This window comes from Lentzea sp. JNUCC 0626 (assembly GCF_043632865.1).
In the GTDB taxonomy this organism is placed as follows: Bacteria; Actinomycetota; Actinomycetes; order Mycobacteriales; family Pseudonocardiaceae; genus Lentzea.
The window spans coordinates 2126383-2146622 of record NZ_CP171635.1; the positions used below are offsets into that span (position 1 = coordinate 2126383).

The 20240-nt window shown below is 70.5% G+C and carries 18 protein-coding genes; 13 read left to right on the plus strand and 5 right to left on the minus strand.

Features of this window, described 5'->3' with window-relative positions:
- Positions 1 to 18: 18 nt before the first annotated feature.
- Positions 19 to 603 (plus strand): NADPH-dependent F420 reductase, encoded by a 585-nt coding sequence (locus JNUCC0626_RS09500; RefSeq protein WP_394619308.1) that lies wholly within the window; start codon positions 19 to 21, stop codon positions 601 to 603.
- Entirely contained in the window at positions 600 to 1625 is a 1026-nt protein-coding gene (locus tag JNUCC0626_RS09505) for an LLM class flavin-dependent oxidoreductase (RefSeq protein WP_394619309.1), read from the plus strand. The genes JNUCC0626_RS09500 and JNUCC0626_RS09505 overlap by 4 nt, the downstream gene beginning before the upstream one ends.
- A 4-nt stretch (positions 1626 to 1629) precedes the next feature.
- Here the strand turns inward: JNUCC0626_RS09505 and JNUCC0626_RS09510 are convergent, their stop codons facing one another.
- From JNUCC0626_RS09510 to JNUCC0626_RS09525, 4 genes are read right to left on the minus strand one after another with little or no spacing between them, the layout of a single operon-like run.
- Positions 1630 to 2163 (minus strand): hypothetical protein, encoded by a 534-nt coding sequence (locus JNUCC0626_RS09510; protein ID WP_394619310.1) that lies wholly within the window; start codon positions 2161 to 2163, stop codon positions 1630 to 1632.
- A 14-nt stretch (positions 2164 to 2177) separates the two neighbouring features.
- Positions 2178 to 3347 carry an ABC transporter permease gene (locus tag JNUCC0626_RS09515; protein ID WP_394619311.1) on the minus strand — a complete coding sequence of 390 codons (1170 nt, stop codon included), beginning with the start codon at positions 3345 to 3347 and terminating at the stop codon, positions 2178 to 2180.
- Positions 3344 to 4060, minus strand: coding sequence for an ABC transporter ATP-binding protein (locus tag JNUCC0626_RS09520; RefSeq protein WP_394619312.1), 717 nt, complete (start codon positions 4058 to 4060; stop codon positions 3344 to 3346). The genes JNUCC0626_RS09515 and JNUCC0626_RS09520 overlap by 4 nt, the downstream gene beginning before the upstream one ends.
- Positions 4057 to 5094, minus strand: a complete 1038-nt coding sequence (locus JNUCC0626_RS09525) for a peptidoglycan-binding protein (RefSeq protein ID WP_394619313.1) — start codon at positions 5092 to 5094, stop codon at positions 4057 to 4059. The genes JNUCC0626_RS09520 and JNUCC0626_RS09525 overlap by 4 nt, the downstream gene beginning before the upstream one ends.
- A gap of 80 nt (positions 5095 to 5174) precedes the next feature.
- On the opposite strand from JNUCC0626_RS09525, the gene JNUCC0626_RS09530 reads away from it, so the two are divergent.
- The 5 genes from JNUCC0626_RS09530 to JNUCC0626_RS09550 all read left to right on the plus strand — a co-directional run bounded on the left by JNUCC0626_RS09530 (position 5175) and on the right by JNUCC0626_RS09550 (position 10515).
- Complete coding sequence (locus JNUCC0626_RS09530; RefSeq protein WP_394619314.1) at positions 5175 to 5870, plus strand: response regulator transcription factor; 696 nt, start codon at positions 5175 to 5177, stop codon at positions 5868 to 5870.
- Positions 5860 to 7557, plus strand: coding sequence for a HAMP domain-containing sensor histidine kinase (locus JNUCC0626_RS09535; protein ID WP_394619315.1), 1698 nt, complete (start codon positions 5860 to 5862; stop codon positions 7555 to 7557). Before JNUCC0626_RS09530 ends, JNUCC0626_RS09535 begins: the two co-directional genes overlap by 11 nt.
- 34 nt (positions 7558 to 7591) lie before the next feature.
- Entirely contained in the window at positions 7592 to 8383 is a 792-nt protein-coding gene (locus JNUCC0626_RS09540; RefSeq protein ID WP_394619316.1) for a glycoside hydrolase family 20 zincin-like fold domain-containing protein, read from the plus strand.
- Positions 8384 to 8569: 186 nt separating this feature from the next.
- On the plus strand, positions 8570 to 9289 hold the full coding sequence (locus JNUCC0626_RS09545) for a response regulator transcription factor (protein ID WP_394619317.1): 720 nt from the start codon (positions 8570 to 8572) through the stop codon (positions 9287 to 9289).
- Entirely contained in the window at positions 9286 to 10515 is a 1230-nt protein-coding gene (locus JNUCC0626_RS09550; protein ID WP_394619318.1) for a sensor histidine kinase, read from the plus strand. The genes JNUCC0626_RS09545 and JNUCC0626_RS09550 overlap by 4 nt, the downstream gene beginning before the upstream one ends.
- Positions 10516 to 10603: 88 nt before the next feature.
- Here JNUCC0626_RS09550 and JNUCC0626_RS09555 read toward each other — a convergent pair whose 3' ends face one another.
- Positions 10604 to 12103 carry an aromatic amino acid ammonia-lyase gene (locus tag JNUCC0626_RS09555; protein ID WP_394619319.1) on the minus strand — a complete coding sequence of 500 codons (1500 nt, stop codon included), beginning with the start codon at positions 12101 to 12103 and terminating at the stop codon, positions 10604 to 10606.
- Between the two features lie 63 nt (positions 12104 to 12166).
- Between JNUCC0626_RS09555 and JNUCC0626_RS09560 the strand changes: the two genes are divergently transcribed.
- Genes JNUCC0626_RS09560 through JNUCC0626_RS09585 form a run of 6 tightly spaced genes read left to right on the plus strand, consistent with a single transcriptional unit; the run spans position 12167 to position 20180 of the window.
- Positions 12167 to 13708, plus strand: a complete 1542-nt coding sequence (locus JNUCC0626_RS09560; RefSeq protein ID WP_394619320.1) for an NAD(P)-binding domain-containing protein — start codon at positions 12167 to 12169, stop codon at positions 13706 to 13708.
- On the plus strand, positions 13695 to 15071 hold the full coding sequence (locus JNUCC0626_RS09565; RefSeq protein WP_394619321.1) for a class I adenylate-forming enzyme family protein: 1377 nt from the start codon (positions 13695 to 13697) through the stop codon (positions 15069 to 15071). The genes JNUCC0626_RS09560 and JNUCC0626_RS09565 overlap by 14 nt, the downstream gene beginning before the upstream one ends.
- Entirely contained in the window at positions 15056 to 16606 is a 1551-nt protein-coding gene (locus JNUCC0626_RS09570; RefSeq protein ID WP_394619322.1) for an NAD(P)-binding domain-containing protein, read from the plus strand. The genes JNUCC0626_RS09565 and JNUCC0626_RS09570 overlap by 16 nt, the downstream gene beginning before the upstream one ends.
- Entirely contained in the window at positions 16603 to 17598 is a 996-nt protein-coding gene (locus tag JNUCC0626_RS09575; protein WP_394619323.1) for an alpha-hydroxy acid oxidase, read from the plus strand. The genes JNUCC0626_RS09570 and JNUCC0626_RS09575 overlap by 4 nt, the downstream gene beginning before the upstream one ends.
- The gene (locus JNUCC0626_RS09580; protein ID WP_394619324.1) at positions 17592 to 18887 is read left to right on the plus strand and encodes a cytochrome P450; all 1296 of its coding nucleotides are present in this window, start codon (positions 17592 to 17594) and stop codon (positions 18885 to 18887) included. The genes JNUCC0626_RS09575 and JNUCC0626_RS09580 overlap by 7 nt, the downstream gene beginning before the upstream one ends.
- A 15-nt stretch (positions 18888 to 18902) precedes the next feature.
- Entirely contained in the window at positions 18903 to 20180 is a 1278-nt protein-coding gene (locus tag JNUCC0626_RS09585) for a cation:proton antiporter (protein ID WP_394619325.1), read from the plus strand.
- Positions 20181 to 20240 lie beyond the last annotated feature (60 nt).

Genomic DNA, 20240 nt, shown 5'->3' on the forward strand with positions numbered 1-20240 from the left:
AGCCAGGTCGGGTGTGCTGTGAAGATCGCTGTTCTGGGGGCAGGCCACGTCGGCCCCGTCATCGCGCGCCTCGCCCTGGCCGCGGGCTACGAGGTAGGCATCGCGGGGTCGGGCGACCCCGCCCGGATCGAGATGATCGTCGACTTCCTCGCCCCCGGCGCGAAGGCGCAACGCACCGCCGACGCCGTCGCGGACGCCGACCTCGTCGTGCTGGCCATCCCGTGGCACCGGGTCCCTTCGCTCGAGCCGAAGACGTTCGACGGCAAGGTCGTCATCGACTCGATGAACCACTGGCCACCGGCCGCGGCCCCGCTGGGCACCAGCGAGGAGGTCGCGCAACGGCTGGCCGGCGCGCGCGTCGTGAAGTCCCTCAACCACGTCGCCTACCAGGACATGGAGCCCGCGAACGGCCGGGCGGTCGGGTTCGCCGGGAACGACCCGGACGCGCTCGACGCGGTCGCGGAGTTCCTGCAGCGCATCGGGTTCGACCCCGTCCCGATGGGGGCGCTCACGGCGGGGCGGTTGCTCGAACCCGGCAGTCCGCTGTTCGGGGTCGCGGCGCACAGGCACGAATTCGAGACTTTCCTGAAGGAGCAGTCATGAGCACCACCACGTTCGGGCTCGACACGTTCGGCGACGTCACGCACGACGCCACGGGCTCGCCGATCACGCACGGGCAGACCATTCGCAACGTCGTCGCGCAGGGCGTGCTGGCCGACCAGGTCGGGCTCGACTTCTTCGGCATCGGCGAGCACCACACGCCGGACATGCCGTTGTCGGCGGCCGACGTGGTGCTGTCCGCCATCGCGGCGCGCACCGAGAACATCCACCTCGGGTCGGCGGTGACGGTGCTCAGTTCGGACGACCCGGTGCGGGTGTACCAGCGGTTCTCGACGCTCAACGCCGTGTCGGACGGGCGTGCGGAGATCATTCTGGGGCGTGGGTCGAGCATCGACTCGTTCCCGTTGTTCGGGTACGACCTCGCCGACTACGAGGACCTGTTCGAGGAGAAGACGCACCTGTTCGCGGAACTGCTCAAGGGCGGCAAGATCACCTGGGAGGGCAAGACGCGTCCGGCACTGCATGAGCAGGACGTGGTGCCTTACACGGCACCGTTCCCGACGTGGATCGGCGTCGGCGGCAGTCCGCAGTCGGTGGTGCGGGCGGCCTCGTACGGGTTCTCACTGATGCTCGCGATCATCGGCGGACATCCCGGCCGGTTCGCGCCGTTCTCCGAGCTGTACAAGCACGCGCTGGAGAAGTTCGGGCGGGAGCCGTTGCCGATCGGGATCCACTCCCCCGGTCACGTGGCGGAGACCGACGAGCAGGCGCGTGAGGAGTTCTGGCCGCACTACCTGGACGTGATCGGCCGGCTCGGCAAGACGCGCGGGTTCTCCACCCCGACGCCCGAGTCGTACGCGCACGAGGTGGGGCCGCACGGCGCGTTGTTCGTCGGGTCGCCGGACACGGTGGCCGAGAAGATGGCGCGCACCATGAAGAAGCTCGACGCCAGCCGGTTCGATCTGAAGTACGGCATCGGCGGACTCTCGCACGAGTCGCTGATGCGCACGATCGACCTGTACGGCACGAAGGTCGTCCCCATGGTGCGCGACATGCTGGCCTAAGGGATCACTTCTTGGAGGAAGCGATCTCGCACTCCTTCGCGTGCTCCAGACCCAACGAGATCGACGCCGAGTCGTTGTTCGGGCCGCCGAGCGCGTAGCTGATGGCGGGCGAGCCGGGTTCGTTGTGCACCTCGACGTAACGAACCCCCTTGCCCCGCAGGCACTGCACGACCCGGTTGGCGAAGTCGAGCGCCTCCGGGTTCGTGACGTCCTTCTCCCACGGCGGCAGCGGCGTCTTCTTCTCGCACTCCTGCACGGCCTTGTCGAGCTCTTCCTTGACCGGCTGCGGGGTTCCGGGGTCGGCGGCGCGGCCCTTGCGGTCCAGGCCGTGCTTCGCCATGCACTGGTCGTAGGGCACCTGGAGCGCCTCGAGGTCCTCGGGCGTCATGTCGAGGCGCTCGCGCGGACGTTCCTCCTGCGGCGCCGAGGTCTGGGCGGCACTGCTCGGCGGCGTCGAGATCGACGCGACCTGAGGGGCTGCCTCAGGTTTCGAACAGGCGGCCAGGAACAGCACCGCGACCAGGGTGGCCTTCTTCATCGGTTTCCTCTCGTTCACGCGGCGAGCGCCTGCGTCGGCGTGAGCCGGGCGGCGCGGATGGACGGGTAGAGCCCGGCGGCGGCGCCCACGACGAACGCGGCGAGCACACCCAGGGCGAGGACTTCGAGCGGGATGACGAGCGGCCACCGGTGCAGCGTCGCGTACCCCGCGACGCCCAGCGCGCCCAGTGCCGTGCCGGCCAGCCCGCCGAGACCGGACAGCAGCACCGCCTCGGTCAGGAACTGCGACCGGATGTGCCCGCGGGTCGCGCCCAGCGCCCGGCGCAGGCCGATCTCGCTGCGGCGTTCCAGCACGGAGATCACCATCGTGTTGGCCACGCCGACGCCGCCCACCAGCAACGCCACCCCGGCGAGCCCGAGGAACAGGGCGCTGTAGGAGTTCTGCGTGGCGCGCTTGGCCGCGAGGGCGTCCGACGGGCGGCTGACCTGCACCAGCCCGGGGACCTCGCTGTGCAACGTCGCGGGCAGCACCGCGCGGACGTCCTCGATGGACTCCTCCCGCGCCTTCACGTACACGACAGTCGGGTGCCCGTCGAACCCCAGCTGCGTGCGGGCGGCGTCCCAGCCGACGAGCACGGACCGTTCGAGGTCGGGCGCGAGCGGCAACGGCCCCAGCACCCCGGTCACGGTGAACCACCGCTCCCCCACGAAGATCGCGGGCCGCGCGCCGACATCGGGGATGCCGAGCCGCTGGGCCGCGACGTTGCCGAGCACGACACCGGGGAAGTCCGGCTTGGGCAGGAACTCGCCGCTGCGCAGGTGCCCGTTGACGGTGTCGAGCAACGCCGGGGTGGCGGCCAGGACGGTGATGTCGGAGCTGTGGCCGGGGTCGAGCAGGTCGTTGCGGCGCACGCGGGTGTGCGTGTTCGCGACGGCCGCGGCGCCGGTCACCGGCCCGATCCGCTCGACCATCGCGACGGACTCCGGCGGCAGTTTCACCGGGTCGTCCTGGCGCGGGGCGGGTTGGGCGCGCAGGAGGTTGGTGCCGAGGGTCGTGAGTTCGTCGAGCAGCGCCTGCTGGCTGGAGGCCGGGATGCCGGTGACGACCACGACGGTGGCCGTGCCGAGAGCGATGCCGAGGGCGGAGAGGGCGGCGCGGAGGCGGCGGGTGCGCATGCCCTGGGAGCCGACGGACAGCAGGTCGCGCGGGGAGAGACGGGTCATCGCACGCCTCCGGCGGTGACGACCGGAAGCACGGCCGTGTCGGCACCTGTGTCGGCGACGATCCGCCCGTCCCTCAGTTCCACCCGGCGCGGCAACGACGCCGCGATGTCCCGGTCGTGCGTGATCAGCGCGATGGTCGTCCCCTGCTCGTTCAGCTCCCGCAACAGCTCCAGCACCGCCTGCCCGTTCGCCGTGTCGAGCGCCCCGGTCGGTTCGTCGGCCAGCACCAGCGCCGGGTTGTTCACCACGGCCCGCGCGATCGCGACCCGTTGCCGTTCGCCGCCCGACAACTCCTGCGGCCGGTGCCCGACGCGATGCCCCAGCCCGACCCGGTGCAACGCCTCCACGGCCATCGGATGCCGGTCCTTGCGCCGGACCCCCGCGTACAGCAGGCCGGTCGACACGTTCTCGGCGGCGGTCAGCCCGTCGGACAGGTGGAACTGCTGGAACACGAAACCCAACCTGCTCCCCCGCAACGCCGACAGCCGCCGGTCCGGCAGCTTCGACACGTCCTGCCCGTCCAGCTCGACCACCCCGGACGACGGCAAGTCCAACGTCCCCACCAGGTGCAACAGCGTCGACTTGCCGGAACCGGACGGGCCGACGATCGCCAGCAGCTCGCCGGACGACACCGACAACGACACGTCGTCCAGTGCCGTCACGCCGCCCGGATAGTGCTTGCTGACCGAACGCAACGCCAGCACCGGGGTCACGACGCCGTCACCACTTCCAGGCCCGCGGCCACGCCGTCGCCGGAGACCTCGACCTTGTCCTGCGAGTACAGCCCGGTCTGGACGGCCTTCAACTCGCCGGATCGCAGCTGCAGCGCGTAGCCGCCCTCCTTCAACGCCACCAGCGCGGCCAGCGGCACGACCAGCACACCGGTGCGGCTCTCCGACACCACCGTCACCCTCACCGGGGCCGTGTCGAGGTCCTCGACGTCGGCCGGGTTGTCCGGGGTCACGACGATGTCGGCCTTGGGGCCGGAGCCGTTCTCGGGTGGGGCCGCCACCGGCGTCACCGAGGTGACCTTCGCGGGCACGGCGCGGTTGTCGGGGCGCACGACCATCACGGCCATGCCCGCCTTCAGCGCGCCCGCCTCGGTCACCGGGATCTGCAACGTCACCAGCCGCGTCGTCGGGGTGAGCTCGAACAACTCCTCCGCGGCCGGCGCGCCCAGCTGGGCCTTCACCGCGCCCACGCGCATCGGGCGGTCCAGCACGAGCACGCGGCCGGGGGCGAGGGTGCCGGTCTGCTCGACGCCCAGCGCCTTCTGCCACTTCTTCAGGGCGTCGACGACGCGCTGGGTGAACTCGGCCTTGGTCGCGTCCTTCGGGCGGGTGCCGACCGAGTAGCCCAGGGCGGCGAGGTTGTCCATCAGCACCGCCACGTCCGAGCCCTTCAGGCCGGGGGCGTCGAGGGCGCGGAACAGCGGCGTCGCGCCGAAGAACACGACCACGGGCTGGTCGTCGACGCGGTAGAGCTCCTTGCCCAGTTCGGTGGCCTGACCGGGGGCGGGCAGCTTGGTGACGGTGCCCGTGGCGGCGCCCTTGAGCGAGCGGGCCGCGCCGAAGCCCAGCTGGGCCTGCATCGTGCGGGTGTTCGTGAGGTCGCCCAGCTGCACGGTCGTGGTCTGCACCGCCACCGACGCGGGCGCGGAAGGCTCGGGTGGCCTGCCTCGCACCACCAGCACGACGGCTATGACGACCACGACCACGACGGTGATCGCGACGATTGTCCTGCGCATGCTGTGGATCTTCGGAGGCACTTGTGAGGATCCTGTGTCGAACCGGTGAGAGCGGCGAGGGCGTCCCTATGATCGGCCCGGTGAGCGCTCTCATCCTGGTCGCGGAGGACGACGAGAACCAGGCCGAGCTGGTGCGCCGCTACCTGGAGCAGGACCACCACCGGGTGCTGGTCGTCCACGACGGACGGGACGCGCTCGACGCCACCCGCGCGCACCACCCCGCGCTCGTCGTGCTGGACCTGATGCTGCCTGGCCTGGGCGGGCTGGACGTGTGCCGGGCGCTGCGGGCGGATTCCGACGTCCTGGTGCTGATGCTGACGGCCCGGTCCACTGAGGACGATCTGCTGCACGGGCTGGGCATCGGCGCGGACGACTACATGACCAAGCCGTTCAGCCCGCGCGAACTGGTGGCGCGGGTGCGCACGTTGCTGCGCAGACTCCCTGCCAGGACACCGGCACCGGCGTTGCGAGTGGGGCCGATCGTGGTCGACCAGCTGCGGCACGAGGTGACGGTGCGCGGCGAGCTCGTCGAGTGCACGCCGGGCGAGTTCGGGTTGCTGGAGGTGCTGGCGTCCGAAGTGGACCGGGTGTTCAGCCGCGAGCAGCTGTTGGAACGCATGCACGGCATCGACAGCTTCTTCACCGCGCGCACGATCGACACGCACGTGAAGAACCTGCGCCGCAAGATCGAGACCGACCCGCGCGCGCCGCGGCACCTCCTGACCGTGTACGGGATCGGCTACAAGCTCACGGCCGGGCGCGGCGATGCGCCGTAGCGTCTTCACCCGGCTGCTCGTGGTCGTCGTGCTGATCGCGGTGTGCTCGATCGCCGCGACCGCCTGGCTCGCGACCCAGCTGACGCAGGCGTCGATCGCCCGCGAGCAGGGCCGCGAACTGGCCTCCGACAACAGGATCTACGCCACGCTGCTCACCTACTCCACCGACCACCGCGACTGGTCCGAAGTGGACGGCTACGTCGACTCGCTGATCCGCGAGCACCCGGGACGGCGGATCGTGCTCGTCACCAAGGACGGCCGCACGGTCGCCGACCTGGGCGGGGACGGTGGCCAGCTGCCCGCGAAGGCCGCGGCCGTGGTGGACCCGCTGGAGGTCGACCCGGTGCTGGTGCCGGGCGCGCCCGCCGACCGGATCGACAAGCGCGTGCTCGGGCCGTTCCGCACGCCGATCGACTTCCGCGACCGCGAGGACCCCACCGGCGCGCTGTACTGCCTGCGGCTGAACAAGAAGGAGCGGACCGGGCTCGACTGCCGCGAGCGCGACCTGCCGTTCGACACCAGGGCGGACTTCACCGCGCTGCTCGAACTGGAGGACCTGGTGAACGCGTGCCTCGCGCGCCGGCAGCTGCCCCCGGTCGATCTCGATCCCGACTACACGCCCGCCCAGAAGCAGTCCACCGGCGTGCAGCCGCCGGACGAGCCCGCTGTCGGCGCCTGTGTCGCCGCGTCGCGCAAGGAGCAGCTCACGCCGTACGTGGCGCAACCGGTGCTGCTCTACCTGACGAACCCCACGGGCACGCCGACCGCCGCCATCTCGTTGTCGGGCAACGGCTGGCGGGTCGTGGGGGCCGCGGCGGCGGTGCTGCTGGTGGCCGTCGGGGTGGCGGCGTTCGCGGGCGCCCGGATCACCCGGCCGTTGCGGGCGTTGACGGCGGCGGCGACGCACATGTCCGGCGGCGGGGACATCCCGCCGGTGCCGGTGCGCGGCCAGGACGAGATCGCGGGCCTGACCAGGGCGTTCAACACGATGGCGGCGAACAGGGCGCAGCTGGAGCAGGCGCGCAAGGCGATGGTCAGCGACGTCGCGCACGAGTTGCGCACGCCGCTGAGCAACATCCGGGGCTGGCTGGAGGCGGCCGAGGACGGCGTGCACGACCTCGATCCCGCGCTGATCACCCTCCTGCTGAAGGAGGCGCTGGTGCTCCAGCACGTCGTGGACGACCTCCAAGACCTCGCCGTCGCCGAGGCGGGCTCACTCCGCCTGACGCTCGAACGGGTGAACGTCGTGACGACCTTGGAGCAGGTCCAAGCAGCCCATGAGGCTCGTGCGACGCAGGCCGGTGTCACGTTGTCGGTGACGGCCGACCCGGCGTTGTTCGTGCGGGCCGACGCGCTGCGGTTGCGGCAGGTCCTCGACAACCTCGTCGCCAACGCCGTCCGCTACGTCCCAGCCGGTGGGACGGTCGCCGTCGAGGGCACGTCGGAGGACGGCGACTGCGTGATCACCGTCAGCGACACCGGCCCCGGCATCGCGGCGGACGATCTGCCGCACGTCTTCGACCGGTTCTGGCGGGCTGACAAGTCGCGAAGCCGCAGCACCGGCGGTAGCGGACTGGGTCTGGCGATCGTCCGCAAGCTCGTCGAGGCACACGGCGGCACGGTCGGTGTGAGCAGCACAACAGGCGTCGGAACCACGTTCCGCGTCCGATTGCCGGAACTCACCTGATACACCCAGCGTTAGTTCGCTGGAGAGGAAACCGGTGATTGTTCCCATGCCTGCGAGCGCGCCCCGTCGCACGGGCTCGTTCGTCCTGACCGAAGACGTGACCGTCCGGGTGACCGGGCAGGCGCGCACCGCGGCCGCGTTGCTGCGCGAGCACGTCTTCCGGGAGACCGGCTACCTGCTGGCGGAGTCGCCGGACGGGATGCTGATGATCTCGCACGACCCGGCCATGCGCGGCCTGGGTCCCGAGGGCTACGCGCTGCTCGTCAGCAACGACGCGATCATGCTGCGCGCGGGCACGCAGGCGGGGTTGCGGCACGGCGTGCAGTCGTTCAAGCAGCTGATGACCCGGGACGCGACGGTCCGCGCGGCCGACGTGCGCGACTCCCCCAGGTTCGCGTGGCGCGGTGTGTCGAGCGCGCTGCTGCCGCCCGCGGAGATGCGCCAGGCGATCGACCGGATGGCCGCCTACAAGCTCAACGTGCTGCACGTGTTCCCCGACGGCGACCCGGAGGCGATCCGCGAGCTCGTCGAGTACGGCCGCGACCACGGCATCACGGTCGTGCCGGAACTGAGCCCGGCGACGATCGAACTGCTGGAGCTGTTCCCGAGCCGCTGGGTGCACATCGGTACGGCCAAGCTGACCACGAAGTTCGCCGGTTTGCTGGAACGCCACGGCAAACTCCCGGTGCGCTGGCACGAGGGCGGCGCGGACGTGCTGGGCCCGCACGGCAAACTCGCCGAGGGCGACGCCGGACTGCGCGCGGTCGCGACGGCGGGCTGGGTCGGCGAACTGCAGACGACCAGGGCCGTGGCGCCCGCCTGGTAGCTCGTTCACAGCGTTGCCGTGAACGCAGGTCACGCGACGGCCGCCGTTCACATGTGGAAGTTTGACAGGTGGGTGCGTCGGGGCAGGGTTCCCTGTCCCACGAGGGAAAGTGTGCTGCACCTGGCCTCGCGGTCCCGTCGACGACCATGTCGGTTACCTGTTGTCCGGTCGCCAAGATCTGTTTCGGTGCAGTGGCCGCGTGCCATCGTGATGATTGTGCGGGCCTCTTCGAAGTTCCGGTCGGTGCAGCGCTTCCGGTTGCTGCTCGTGGACGACGACCGGGAGCTGGTGGAACTGCTCGCCGCGGTGCTGCGCGGCGAGGGGTACGACGTCGACGTCGCGTTCGACGGGCAACGCGGGCTGCACCTCGCGCTCACCCACCCCTACGACGTGGTCGTGATCGACCGCGCGCTGCCGGTGCTCGACGGCCTGGACCTGGTGTCCCGGTTGCGTTCCCGGTCCGTGCGGACGCAGGCGCTGATGCTCACCGCGATGGGGTCGGTGCACGACCGGATCGACGGCCTCGACGCCGGCGCCGACGACTACCTGACCAAGCCGTTCGACCTGCGCGAGCTGATGGCGCGGCTGCGGGCGTTGTGCCGGCGGTCCGCCGAACTGGCCGCCGTGCTGCACATCGGCGCCGCCAGCCTGGAGCTCGAACAACACCAGGTCGTGCTGCCCGACGGCGAGAAGGTCCCGCTGACCACCCGGGAGTTCGCACTCCTGCGGGTGCTCGCCACGCACCCGGAGACCGTGCACACGCGGGCGGCGCTGCGGCGCACGGTGTTCTCCGACGCCCCCTCGCAGTCCATTGTGGACACCTACGTGCACTACCTGCGCTCGAAGGTGGGCCGCTCGGTCGTGCAGACGGTCCAAGGCATCGGCTACCGGTTGGGGGCGCTGTGACGGCGTGGGAGCGCTCGCAGTTCCGGCGAGCCAGGCTGCGGGTCAGCCTGGCTGTGGGCCTGGCGATCACCGTGATGATCGCGTTCGTGGGCGCCATCGCGTACGCGGTCATGGCGCACGCCCAGGAAACCGAGGTGTCGCGCGAACTCCGCTACAACATCACCTACGGCGTACCGGGCGTCGCACCGAAGTGCGCGTGGGTGTTCGTGCTGGAGAACGGCGTGCTGAACGAGGGCCCGTTCGACGTGCCCGCCGGGTTCCCGCTGCGCACCGACCTCGACACCGTGCACACCTCGGGTACGCCGGTGTCGCGGGACGTCGCCGCGAACGGCACCGAGTACATGGTCCTCACCGCACCGGGCGCCGCCGGCACGACCGTCCAAGCCGTCTTCGACCTGCGCTACCAACTGGCCGACCGCGCACACCTGCTGCTCGCACTGGTCATCGCGCTGGTCGCGGGCCTGCTCGTGGCCGCCTTGATCGGCTTCGGCGTGGGCCGCCGCACCGTGGCGCCGTGGGCGGAAGCCCTGGCCCGCCAACGCCGTTTCGTCGCCGACGCCTCGCACGAACTGCGCACCCCGATCGCCCGTGCCTACCTGCGCGCCCAACTCCTCGCCGCCGCGGCGGACCTCCCGGACTCCCAACGCTCCGGCCTCGACGCACTGGCCAAGTCGATCCGCGGCCTCGCCGACGTGGTCGACGACTTGTTGCAGTCCGCCCAACTCGACCACCGCGCGGGCACCCCCGTCGACCTCGCCGACGTGGCGGAGGCCGCCGTGGTCGGCGAGACCGAACGGGCCGCCGAACGCCACATCACCCTGACCCTCGACCATCCCGGCCGTCCGCTGGTGGTGTGCGGCATCGAGACCGGGCTGCGGCGCGCGGTCGACGAACTGCTGGCCAACGCCGTGCGCCACACGCCGGAGGGCGGGCGGATCGCGGTGGCGGTGCGGGAGGTGGGCGGGCAGGTGGAACTGGTGGTCGCGGACAACGGCGAGGGCTTCGCGGCGGGCGATGGGGCGCGGTTGTTCGAGAGGTTCCAGCACGGTGGCGGGGAGGGGCGGTTCGGGTTGGGGCTCGCGCTGGTGCGGGAGATCGTGACCGGGCACGGCGGGACGGTGGAGGCGGAGGGACGGCCGGGGGTGGGTGCGCGGTTCACGCTGCGGATCCCGATGACGAGCGAGCGGGCGGTGGCGGCGGAACGGATCACCAGCGCCTGCCCGTGAGAGCGCGAGCACGGGCAGGCCTCGGCTGCGCCTGAGCACCACGACGCCCAGCCACCACCGCCCTCGCCCCGCGCCGCACCTGGCGCTATCACCACCACTCGCCGGCGACCACCACCTCGGCCGCCACCCGGACGTCCTCGTCCAGCGGCCGGTCCGGATCCACCGGCTCGATCGCCGCCGCCAGCGCGTCCAGCAGCGCAGCGCACCGAGGCGCGGTCGGACGACGACCCCCGACGTGCACCGCCTGCCGCAGTCCCAGCGCGAGCGAGCCGCACAGCAGCCGCAACAACTCCGCCAGGTCGTAGGCGCGCAGGGCGGCCTGGGTGCCGAACGGCACCACGTCCTGGTTGTGCAGGTTGGTCGGCAGGCTCTGGGTGCTGGCGGGCAGGACGCCGCGCCGGATCTCCGCCACGAACGCCGTCGTGGCGAGTTGGACGCCCTGCAAGCCGTGCTGCCGGCCGGGTCCGGCGGCGAGCATCGGGGGCAGGCCGGTGTTGCGGGCGGGGTCGACGAGGAGGTCGAGTTGGCGTTCGGCGAGGTTGCCGAGGGACGCGGTGACCATGGCCAGGACGTCGGCGGCGAAGGCGGCGGGCTGGCCGAAGAAGTTGCCGCCGTGGGCCACGAGGTCGTCGGTCGGGAAGAACAGCGGGTTGTCGCTGACGCCGCCCAGGTCTGCGGTGACGACACCGTCGACGTAGCGCAGGGCGTCCTCGGCGGCGCCGAGGAGTTGGGGTGAGCAGCGGATGCTGTAGGGCTCCTGCAACGCGCGCAGGCCGCTCGGCGAGGTCCCTTCCAGCATGGAGCGCATCCACGACGCCACGGTCGTCGCGCCGGAGTGGCCGAACGCCGAGATCAGCCGGGCGTCGGCGAACCCGGGATCGGCGCCCACGACGTCGACCAGCAGGCAGGTCAACGAAGCCAGCGCGCGGTGTGAGGCCCGCACCGACGTCAACGCCAGCGCCAGCGCCGCCGTCGTCAGCGAGGTGCCGTTCACCAGCGCCAGGGCGTCGCGGCCGTCCAGTTCCAACGGCGACAACCCGGCGGAGGTCAACGCCTCGGCCGCGGGCAGCCGGACGCCGTCGAGGTAGGCGTGGCCCCGGCCGCGCAACGCCTGGGCGGCGTACGCGAGTGGGATGAGGTCCCCGCTCGCGCCGACTGATCCGTAGCGCGGCACGGCGGGGACGAACGACGTCGCGAACATCGCCGACAGGCCCGAGACGACGTGCGCGGAGACGCCGGACAGGCCCTGGGCGAGCGACCAGGTGCGCACGAGCAGGGCGGCGCGGGTGATGTCGAGGGGCAGGTCGGGTCCTTGGCCCGCGCCGAGGTGTGCGAGGGTGTTGTCGCACTGGTCGGCTTCGGTCGCACGGCCGGCAAACCCCACCAGGGCACCGAATCCGGTCTTGGCGCCGTACACGGGGCGTTCGTCGTCGGCGAGCACCGTGCGCAGGTAGGCGCGGCCGCGTTGGACGCGGTCCAAGACGGCATCGCCGGCCACCACGGGCAACGGCGCCGAAGCGCGTGCGAGGTGCTCGGGAGTCAGGGGCGAACCCAGGTCCACGGACGTGTCAGAAGCGGTCGTGGTCACGGCACGGACGGTAGGCAGCCGATCTCAGAAAGTTCTGAGATCGCGTGGGTAGCTTCCCCGGTCATGGCTCACGACTACCTGATCATCGGCGCGGGACCGGCCGGTGTGCAGCTCGCCGCACTGCTCGACCGGGACGGTCGCGACTACGCGGTCCTCGAACGGGGCAGCGGGGCAGGCACGTTCTTCACCCGCTACCCGCGGCACCGCAAGCTCATCTCCATCAACAAGGTCCACACCGGGTTCAGCGACCCGGAGCAGCGCATGCGGATGGACTGGAACTCGCTGCTGCTCGACGACCCCGACCTGCTGTTCACCCGCTACACGCCCAAGTACTTCCCCGACGCCGACGACATCGTCCGCTACTTCCAGGACTGCGCCGCCGGGCTGAACGTCACCTACGACGTCGACGTCACCCGGATCTCCCGCGACGACAACGGGTTCGTCGTCGAAGCCGGCGACCGGACCTGGCACGCGAAGAACCTCGTCATGGCCACCGGTGTCTCGCAGCTCTACGTGCCGGAGATCCCCGGCATCGAACACGCCGAGCGCTACGACACCTTCGACACGAACCCCGAGTCGTTCACCGACCAGCGGGTGCTCGTGATCGGCAAGGGCAACTCGGGCTTCGAGACCGCCGACGCGCTGGTCGAGCACGCGGCCGTCATCCACGTCGCCGGACCGCACTCGGTGAAGCTCGCCTGGCAGACCCACTACGTCGGACATCTGCGGGCGGTGAACAACAACTTCCTCGACACCTACCAGCTCAAGAGCGAGAACGCGGTCATCGACGGCGCGATCGAACGCATCGAACCGCGGCCCGAAGGCGGGTTCCGCATCCAGTTCCGGTACGCGCGCACGGTCGAGAAGGTCCGCGAACTGGAGTACGACCGCATCATCGCGTGCACGGGGTTCCGGTTCGACGCCTCGATCTTCGCCGACGACTGCCGCCCGGCACTGATCATCAAGGACCGCTTCCCGCAGCAGACCTCGGCGTTCGAGTCCACCAGCATCCCGGGCCTGTACTTCGCGGGCACGATCACGCAGTCGCGCGACTTCAAGAAGTCCACCAGCGGCTTCATCCACGGCTTCCGCTACGGCGCCCGCGCGTTGCACCGCGTCCTGAGCGCTCGCAACCACGGCGTCGACTGGAAGGGCGCCGATCTCGACCTCTCCCCCGAGACCATCAGCGACGCCGTGATCGCCCGCGTCAACACGTCTTCCGCGCTGTGGCAGCAGTTCGCGGTCATGGGCGACGTCGTGAGCGTCAACGGCACCCAGGCCCGCTACTCCGAGGAGGTGCCGGTCGCGTTCGTCGCGGACGGCGGTCTCGGCCCGGCCGAACACCGGTTCGTCGCGACGCTGGAGTACGGGCCGGACCACGACACGATCGACCCGTTCGACATCACCATCCCGCGCGTCGCCGAGAACGACGCGGTCAACGCCGCCGACGCGAGCTACCTGCACCCGGTGGTCCGCTACTACCGGCACGGCGTGCTCGCCGCGACCCACCACCTCGCCGAGAACCTCGAGAACCACTGGGACCTGCCGGAGGTGCACCAGCAGCCGCTCGGGGTGTTCGTGAAGGAATGCCTTGCCGGCGCGTGACCCGTTCCCCGGCGCGGTGCTCGACGTGCTCCGCGCCGCCGGGGACCGGCCGGTGTTCGAGCACGGCACCCGCGTGGTGACCGCCGCCGAACTCCTCGACCTGGTGGCGCGGATCGCGAACGGGTTGCGCGCCAAGGGGATCGGGCCGGGCGACGGACTCGCGTTGCTGCTCGGCGTGCACGTCGAGGCGTTCGCCGCGATCCTCGCCGGGCACGTGGTCGGCGCGCGGGTGGTGGGAGTGCGACCGGGCCTGACCGACGCCCAGGTCGAACACCTGCTGAGCCTCGACATCAAGCTCGCCGTCAGAGACACCGACGACCTCGTCAAGGCACCCGCCGGCGAACTCTCCTGCGACGGCCGTCCACAAGACGTCGCCCGCCTCATCCACACCAGCGGCAGCACCGGCGCCCCCAAGGCGTGCGCCCAGACCTACGCCTCCATGACCAACGCCTGGACCGCACACCCCGAGGCCTGGCCGCCCGCGATCCGGGACCTGGCCACCCGGCTCGACCGCTACCTGGTGTTCGGTTCGCTCTCCAGCCAGGTCATGTTCGAGTACGCCGTCCTCACCCTCACCGCCGGCGGCACGATCGTCGTCGCCGACACCCCCGCGACCGCGATCACCGACCTCAGGGCCACCGCCCGCGTGATCACCGTCCCGGGCCTGGCCAAGCTCGTCGCCGCCCAGCAACGAGAACCGGCGGACCTGTCGTCGCTCAAAGCCCTGCTGGTCTCCGGCTCTCCCCTCACCCCCGACCGCCACCGCGAGGCCCTGGACACCCTGGGGCCCGTGCTGTTCCACGGCTACGGCCAGACCGAGACCGGCATGATCTCCATGGCCACCCCGGACGATCCCCCTGGCACGGTGGGAAAACCACCCGTCGACGTCGAACTGCGCGACGGCGAGCTGCACGTCCGCACCCCCGGCCAGGGCTGCGGCTACTGGGGCGATCCCGAGGAGTCCGCCGAGGTCTTCCAAGACGGCTGGGTCCGCACCCGCGACCTCGGCCGGTTCGACGCGTTCGGATACCTGCGGCTCACCGGCCGCGCCCGCGACGTCGTCATCGTCAACGCCAACCTGCACTACATCGGGCCCATCGAGCAGGTGATCGCCGAGCACCCGGACGTCGCGGAGGCCTACGTCGTCGCGGTACCCGACGACGACACCGGCGAGACACCCCACGCCTACGTGGTCCCGAAAGACCGCGTGCCCGAACTGCACGAGCTCCGCGAGCTCGTCACCGAACGCCTGGGCGCGGCCAGCGCCCCCACCCACGTCACCGCGATCACCGAGGTTCCCGTCGCCCCCAGCGGCAAACCCGACAAGCGCGAGCTAAGGAGAAGGTCTTGTCCAGCGAGGTAACGACCGAAACTCTCGTGATCGGCGCGGGCCCGGCGGGACTGCAAGCGTCCTACCTGCTCAAACAGGCAGGACGCGAGCACCTGGTGCTGGAGTCCGGCGCGGCCGCGGGAACGTTCTTCACCCGCTTCCCCCGGCACCGCCAGCTGATCTCCATCAACAAGATCTACACCGGCTGGGACGACCCCGAGCTCAACCTGCGCGTCGACTGGAACTCGTTGCTGGTCGACGATCCCGCGCTGCTGTTCACCGGCTACACCCCGCGCTACTTCCCGCACGCCGACGACATGGTCCGCTACCTCGGCGACTTCGCCGTCAAGAACGACCTGCCGATCCGGTACGACACCAGGGTCGCCGAGGTGACCCGGCCGGACGACTTCGTGGTGCGCGACCAGCACGGCGGCACCTACCGGGCGAAGCGGATCATCGTCGCGACCGGTGTCTCCCGGCAGTACGTGCCCGACATCGAGGGCGTCGAACACGCCGAGCACTACTACGACGTCTCCGTCGACCCGCAGGACTTCGTCAACAAGAAGGTGCTGATCATCGGGCGCGGCAACTCGGCGTTCGAGACCGCCGACGCGTTGATGGAGACCACCTCCGTCATCCACCTCGCCGGACCCGGCTCGTTGAAACTCGCCTGGCAGACGCACTTCGTCGGGCACCTGCGCGCGGTGAACAACAACTTCCTCGACACCTACCAGCTCAAGTCGCAGAACGCGTTGCTGGACGGACACATCAAGGGCATCCGCCGCGACGGCGACGACTTCTACGTCAAGGTCGCCTTCCAGCGGGTCGACGAGATCGTCAAGGAGATCCGGTACGACCGGGTGATCCTCGCGACCGGCTTCCGGTTCGACGCCTCGATCTTCGCACCCGAGTGCAGGCCCCAGCTCACCATCAAGGACCGCTTCCCCGACCAGACGGCGGCCTGGGAGTCGGTGAACGTCCCCGACATGTTCTTCGCGGGCACGATCACGCAGATGCGCGACTTCAAGAAGTCGACCAGCGGGTTCATCCACGGCTTCCGCTACGGAGTGCGCGCACTGCACCGCATCGGCGAACAGCGCTACCACGGCGTCGACTGGCCCAGCCGCACCGTCGAGCCCACCCCCGACGCCGTCACCGAGGCGATCATCGAGCGCGTCAACCGCACTTCCGCGCTGTGGCAGCTGTTCGCGTTCCTCGCCGACGCCGTGCTGACGTCGAAGGACGGCACCGTGCGGTACGTCGAGGAGGTGCCACTCGCACACCTGCACGAGGCCGTGGCACGCGGCGAGTTCGGCGACGTCGAGTCGTACCTGACCGTCACCCTCGAATACGGCGCCGACCACGACAAGGTCAACCCCTTCGACATCACCGCCGGACGCACCTCCCAGGAGGACACCAGCGGACTCGACGGCCGCTACCTGCACCCGGTCGTCCGCAGGTTCCGCGCCGGTGACCTCGTCGACGAGCACCACGTCACCGAGAACCTCGAGAACGAATGGGACAGCGAGAAGGTCCACAAGGCACCGCTGCGGGAGTACCTCCGGTGAACCCAGTGCTCGCGGAACTGCACGACAAGGCACGCGCGGTGCTCGACCCCGTCCACTACGACTTCTTCGCGGGCGGGGTCGGGAACGAGGCCGTGCTCGCGGACAACGAGGCGGCCTTCCGCCGCCTCGCCCTGCTGCCGAGAGTGTTGCGCGGCAAGGAGATCACACCGGACTTCCCGGTACTGATCTCCCCCACCGCGTTCCACAAGCTCGCCCACCCCGACGGCGAACTCGCGACCGCGCGGGCGTTGGACGGCACGGTGCTGGTGTCGAGCATGGCCTCGACCGTGCCGATCGCCGACGTCGTGGCCGCCGCGACCGGACCCGTGTGGTTCCAGCTCTACGTCCAGCCGGACATGGAGATCACGGAACTCCTGGTGCGGCGCGCCGAACGGGCGGGCTGCGAGGCGTTGGTGATCACGGCCGACTCCCCCGTCTTCGGCCGCCACCGGCGCGACCTCGCACACGGGTTCCACGACCTGCCCGCCGGACTGGCCGCGGAGAACATGCGCGACCTCGCCGGGGTGCCGTTGCGAAACATCGAGATGTCCCCGGCGCTCTCGTGGGACCACGTCGACCGCCTCCGCGAGATGACCGCGCTTCCGTTGTGGGTCAAGGGCGTCCTGCACCCGCAGGACGCCGTGATCGCGGTGGGGCACGGCGTGGCGGGGATCGTCGTGTCCAACCACGGCGGACGTCAGCTCGACCTCGTCCCGGCCGCGCTCGACGCGCTGCCCGCCATCGTCTCCGCCGTCGCCGGACGGGTGCCGATCGTGCTCGACGGCGGCGTCCGAAGCGGAGGCGACATCGCGCTGGCACTCGCGCTCGGAGCGTGCGGCGTGGGCATCGGCCGACCGGTGCTGTGGGGGCTCGCGGCCGACGGCGAACAAGGTGTGCGGCGAGTCCTCGACGTGCTGCGCGACGAGTACCAGCACGTCCTCACGCTGTGCGGCGGCGAACTCACCCCCGACATGGTGGTGACGAGGTGCTGAACTGGTTGCCCGCACGGGTGGTCGCGTTGCGCGCCAAGGTGTTCGAGAAGGTCAACGGCGACAACGCCATCACGTTCCCCAACTCCCAGGTCGGCCCCGACCGCTTCCAGGAGCTCTACAGCCACCCCGCCGCCAACGGCCGCAGCAAGGGCGCCGGACTGTCCGACCTCTTCTGGTACTGGCTCTCCCCCGGCCCCGAGGTCCACCAGGAACACCTCGAAGCCGGACCGCGCTACGACGACGTCGCCCGCGCGACCCGCACGTTCCTCGCCGGACCCAGTGACGACCTCGCCGCCGCCGCGACCCGGTGCACCGCGAAGGTCCTCGACGAAGTGCTGCGCGGCCGCGTCACGCACGTCCGGCTGCGCGAACTGATGATGCCCGTGTGGGCCGAGTACTTCTACGAACTCGTGTTCGGCGAACCCTGCCCCCGCCACGCCCGCGACCTGATCGTCGCCCACGCCACCGACGTCGTCACCTCGCTGAAGTGCACGGGACTCAGGCACCCCGCCCGCCGCGCCCGCCTCACCCGCTACCTGAAGGTTCGCCTCAAGGACGTCCGCCATCCGCTGCCCGCGACACTCACCGAAGACGAGCAGGTGCACTACCTGCAAGGCACCTACTTCAACACCGCCGTCGTGCAGATGGCCGAGGCGATGGCCCACCTCCTGCTCGCCCTCGCCCAGCACCCCGAAGCCGCGCAACGGATCGGCGAAGACCGCTACTTCGCCCACGTCCTCGACGAGACCTTCCGGCTCTACCCCCTCTTCGGCATCGCCCACCGCATCACCACCGACGACATCGTGCTCGACGAGCACACCTCGTTCCCCGCCGGATCGGTGCTCTGCTTCAGCTACCCCGCCTACCACGCCACCGGCTACCGCGACCCCGACACGTTCGACCCGAGCCGCTGGGAGAACACCGCCGCCCGAAACGTTCACCACATCCCGTTCGGCGTCGCCGCCAACCGCCCCTGCCCCGCCTGGCGCCTGTCCCCCATCGTCATGCGCGCCTCCGCCCGCGAAGTCCTGCGCCGCGTCACCCTGCACTCCACCGTCACGCACACCCGCTCGTTGCCCAGCCGCGGCCCGTGCCTGCTCGTCCGCGACGGCGCCGCACCACGTCGGCTGCTGCGCTACCTGCGCGTCCGCGACCGCTGGGAAGACCTCTGGCGCAGCGTCGTCCAGCTCGTCCTCGGCACCGCGATGGTGCTGCACGCCCACCACCTGCGGCCCGCGGGCCGCTACTTCGACACGCACGACACACAGGGCTGCCCGGTCCGGCACTGATCCCAGGAGTTCCCGGTGAACCAGATCCACTTCGCGTTGCAGGTCTTCGCCGCACTGGCCGTCGTGCTCGTGGCCACCACGGTGTGCGGACGCCTCGCCATGCTGATCAAGCAACCCAGAGTCGTCGGCGAGATGATCGCCGGCGTCCTGCTCGGCCCCGCCCTGCTCGGCGCCATCGCCCCCGGCGTGCAGGCACAACTCTTCCCCGCCGACGTCAAGAGCACCCTCTACGTGCTCAGCACCATCGGCCTCACCTTCTACATGTTCCTCGTCGGGTCCTCTTTGGACCACGGCCTCACCACCGGATCCAACGCCCGCAAGGCAGGCGTGCTCGCCGTCTCCGGCATCGTCCCGACGTTCCTGCTCGGCGCGGGCGCCGCCGTGCTGTTCTTCGACACGCTGAGCCCCGAGGGATCGAGCCTCTGGGTGTTCATGCTGTTCGTCGGCGGCGCACTGTCGATCACCGCGTTCCCCATGCTCGCCCGGATCCTGCAGGAACGCGGCATCGCCAACACCCCGATCGGCGGCCTCACCCTCGTCGCCGCCGCCATCGACGACGCCGTGGCGTGGGCGTTCCTCGCCCTGATCATCGCCGTCGGCGCCTCCGGCAGCGCCACCGGAGCCCTGCGCACCATCATCGGCGCGGCGATCTTCGCGGTGCTCATGCTCACCCTCGGCCGCAAGTGGCTCGCGAAGCTCGGCGAACGCGCCGAACGCGACGGCAAGCTCAGCCGCGACATGATGGCGATCATCCTGCTGATCGTGCTCGTCGCGGGCTGGTTCACCGACTGGATCGGCGTCTTCTCGGTGTTCGGCGGCTTCATCACCGGACTCGCGATGCCGAAGTCCGCCGTGGTCCGGCACGAACTCGAAACCAAGCTCACCGACCTCAACTCCATCCTGCTGCTGCCGGTGTTCTTCGCGTTCAGCGGCCTCAACACCCAGATCTCCGGCTTCGGTTCCGGTGGTGCGCTGTGGTTCCCGCTCGCGGTGATCATGCTGGCCGCGTTCGCCGGCAAGTACCTCGGCTGCGGACTGGTGGTGCGCGCCCAGGGCTACTCGTGGCGGTACGCGTCCGCGGTGGGCGGCCTGATGAACGCCCGCGGCCTGATGATCCTCATCTTCATCAACATCGGCCTCGCCTACGAACTCGTGACGCCCGAGATGTTCGCGATCCTCGTCGCCGTCGCGATCGTCACCACCGCGGCCGCGATGCCCATCTACCGGGCGTCCTTGCCTGACCACCTGGAGGCTGCCGCGGACGTCCGCACCCCGGCGAAGGTTTCTTCTTAGTCTGCACTGAAGCTGTAGAGCTGACAGGTCTGGCGTCTCAACACGATCATTTCGCTACCT

Excerpts from the sequence above, each read along its gene's own strand:
- JNUCC0626_RS09515 (WP_394619311.1), bottom strand. The coding sequence starts at position 3,347 with ATGACCCGTCTCTCCCCGCGCGACCTGCTGTCCGTCGGCTCCCAGGGC.
- JNUCC0626_RS09525 (WP_394619313.1), bottom strand. The coding sequence starts at position 5,094 with ATGCGCAGGACAATCGTCGCGATCACCGTCGTGGTCGTGGTCGTCATA.
- JNUCC0626_RS09535 (WP_394619315.1), top strand. The coding sequence starts at position 5,860 with ATGCGCCGTAGCGTCTTCACCCGGCTGCTCGTGGTCGTCGTGCTGATC.
- JNUCC0626_RS09510 (WP_394619310.1), bottom strand. The coding sequence starts at position 2,163 with ATGAAGAAGGCCACCCTGGTCGCGGTGCTGTTCCTGGCCGCCTGTTCG.
- JNUCC0626_RS09505 (WP_394619309.1), top strand. The coding sequence starts at position 600 with ATGAGCACCACCACGTTCGGGCTCGACACGTTCGGCGACGTCACGCAC.
- JNUCC0626_RS09560 (WP_394619320.1), top strand. The coding sequence starts at position 12,167 with ATGGCTCACGACTACCTGATCATCGGCGCGGGACCGGCCGGTGTGCAG.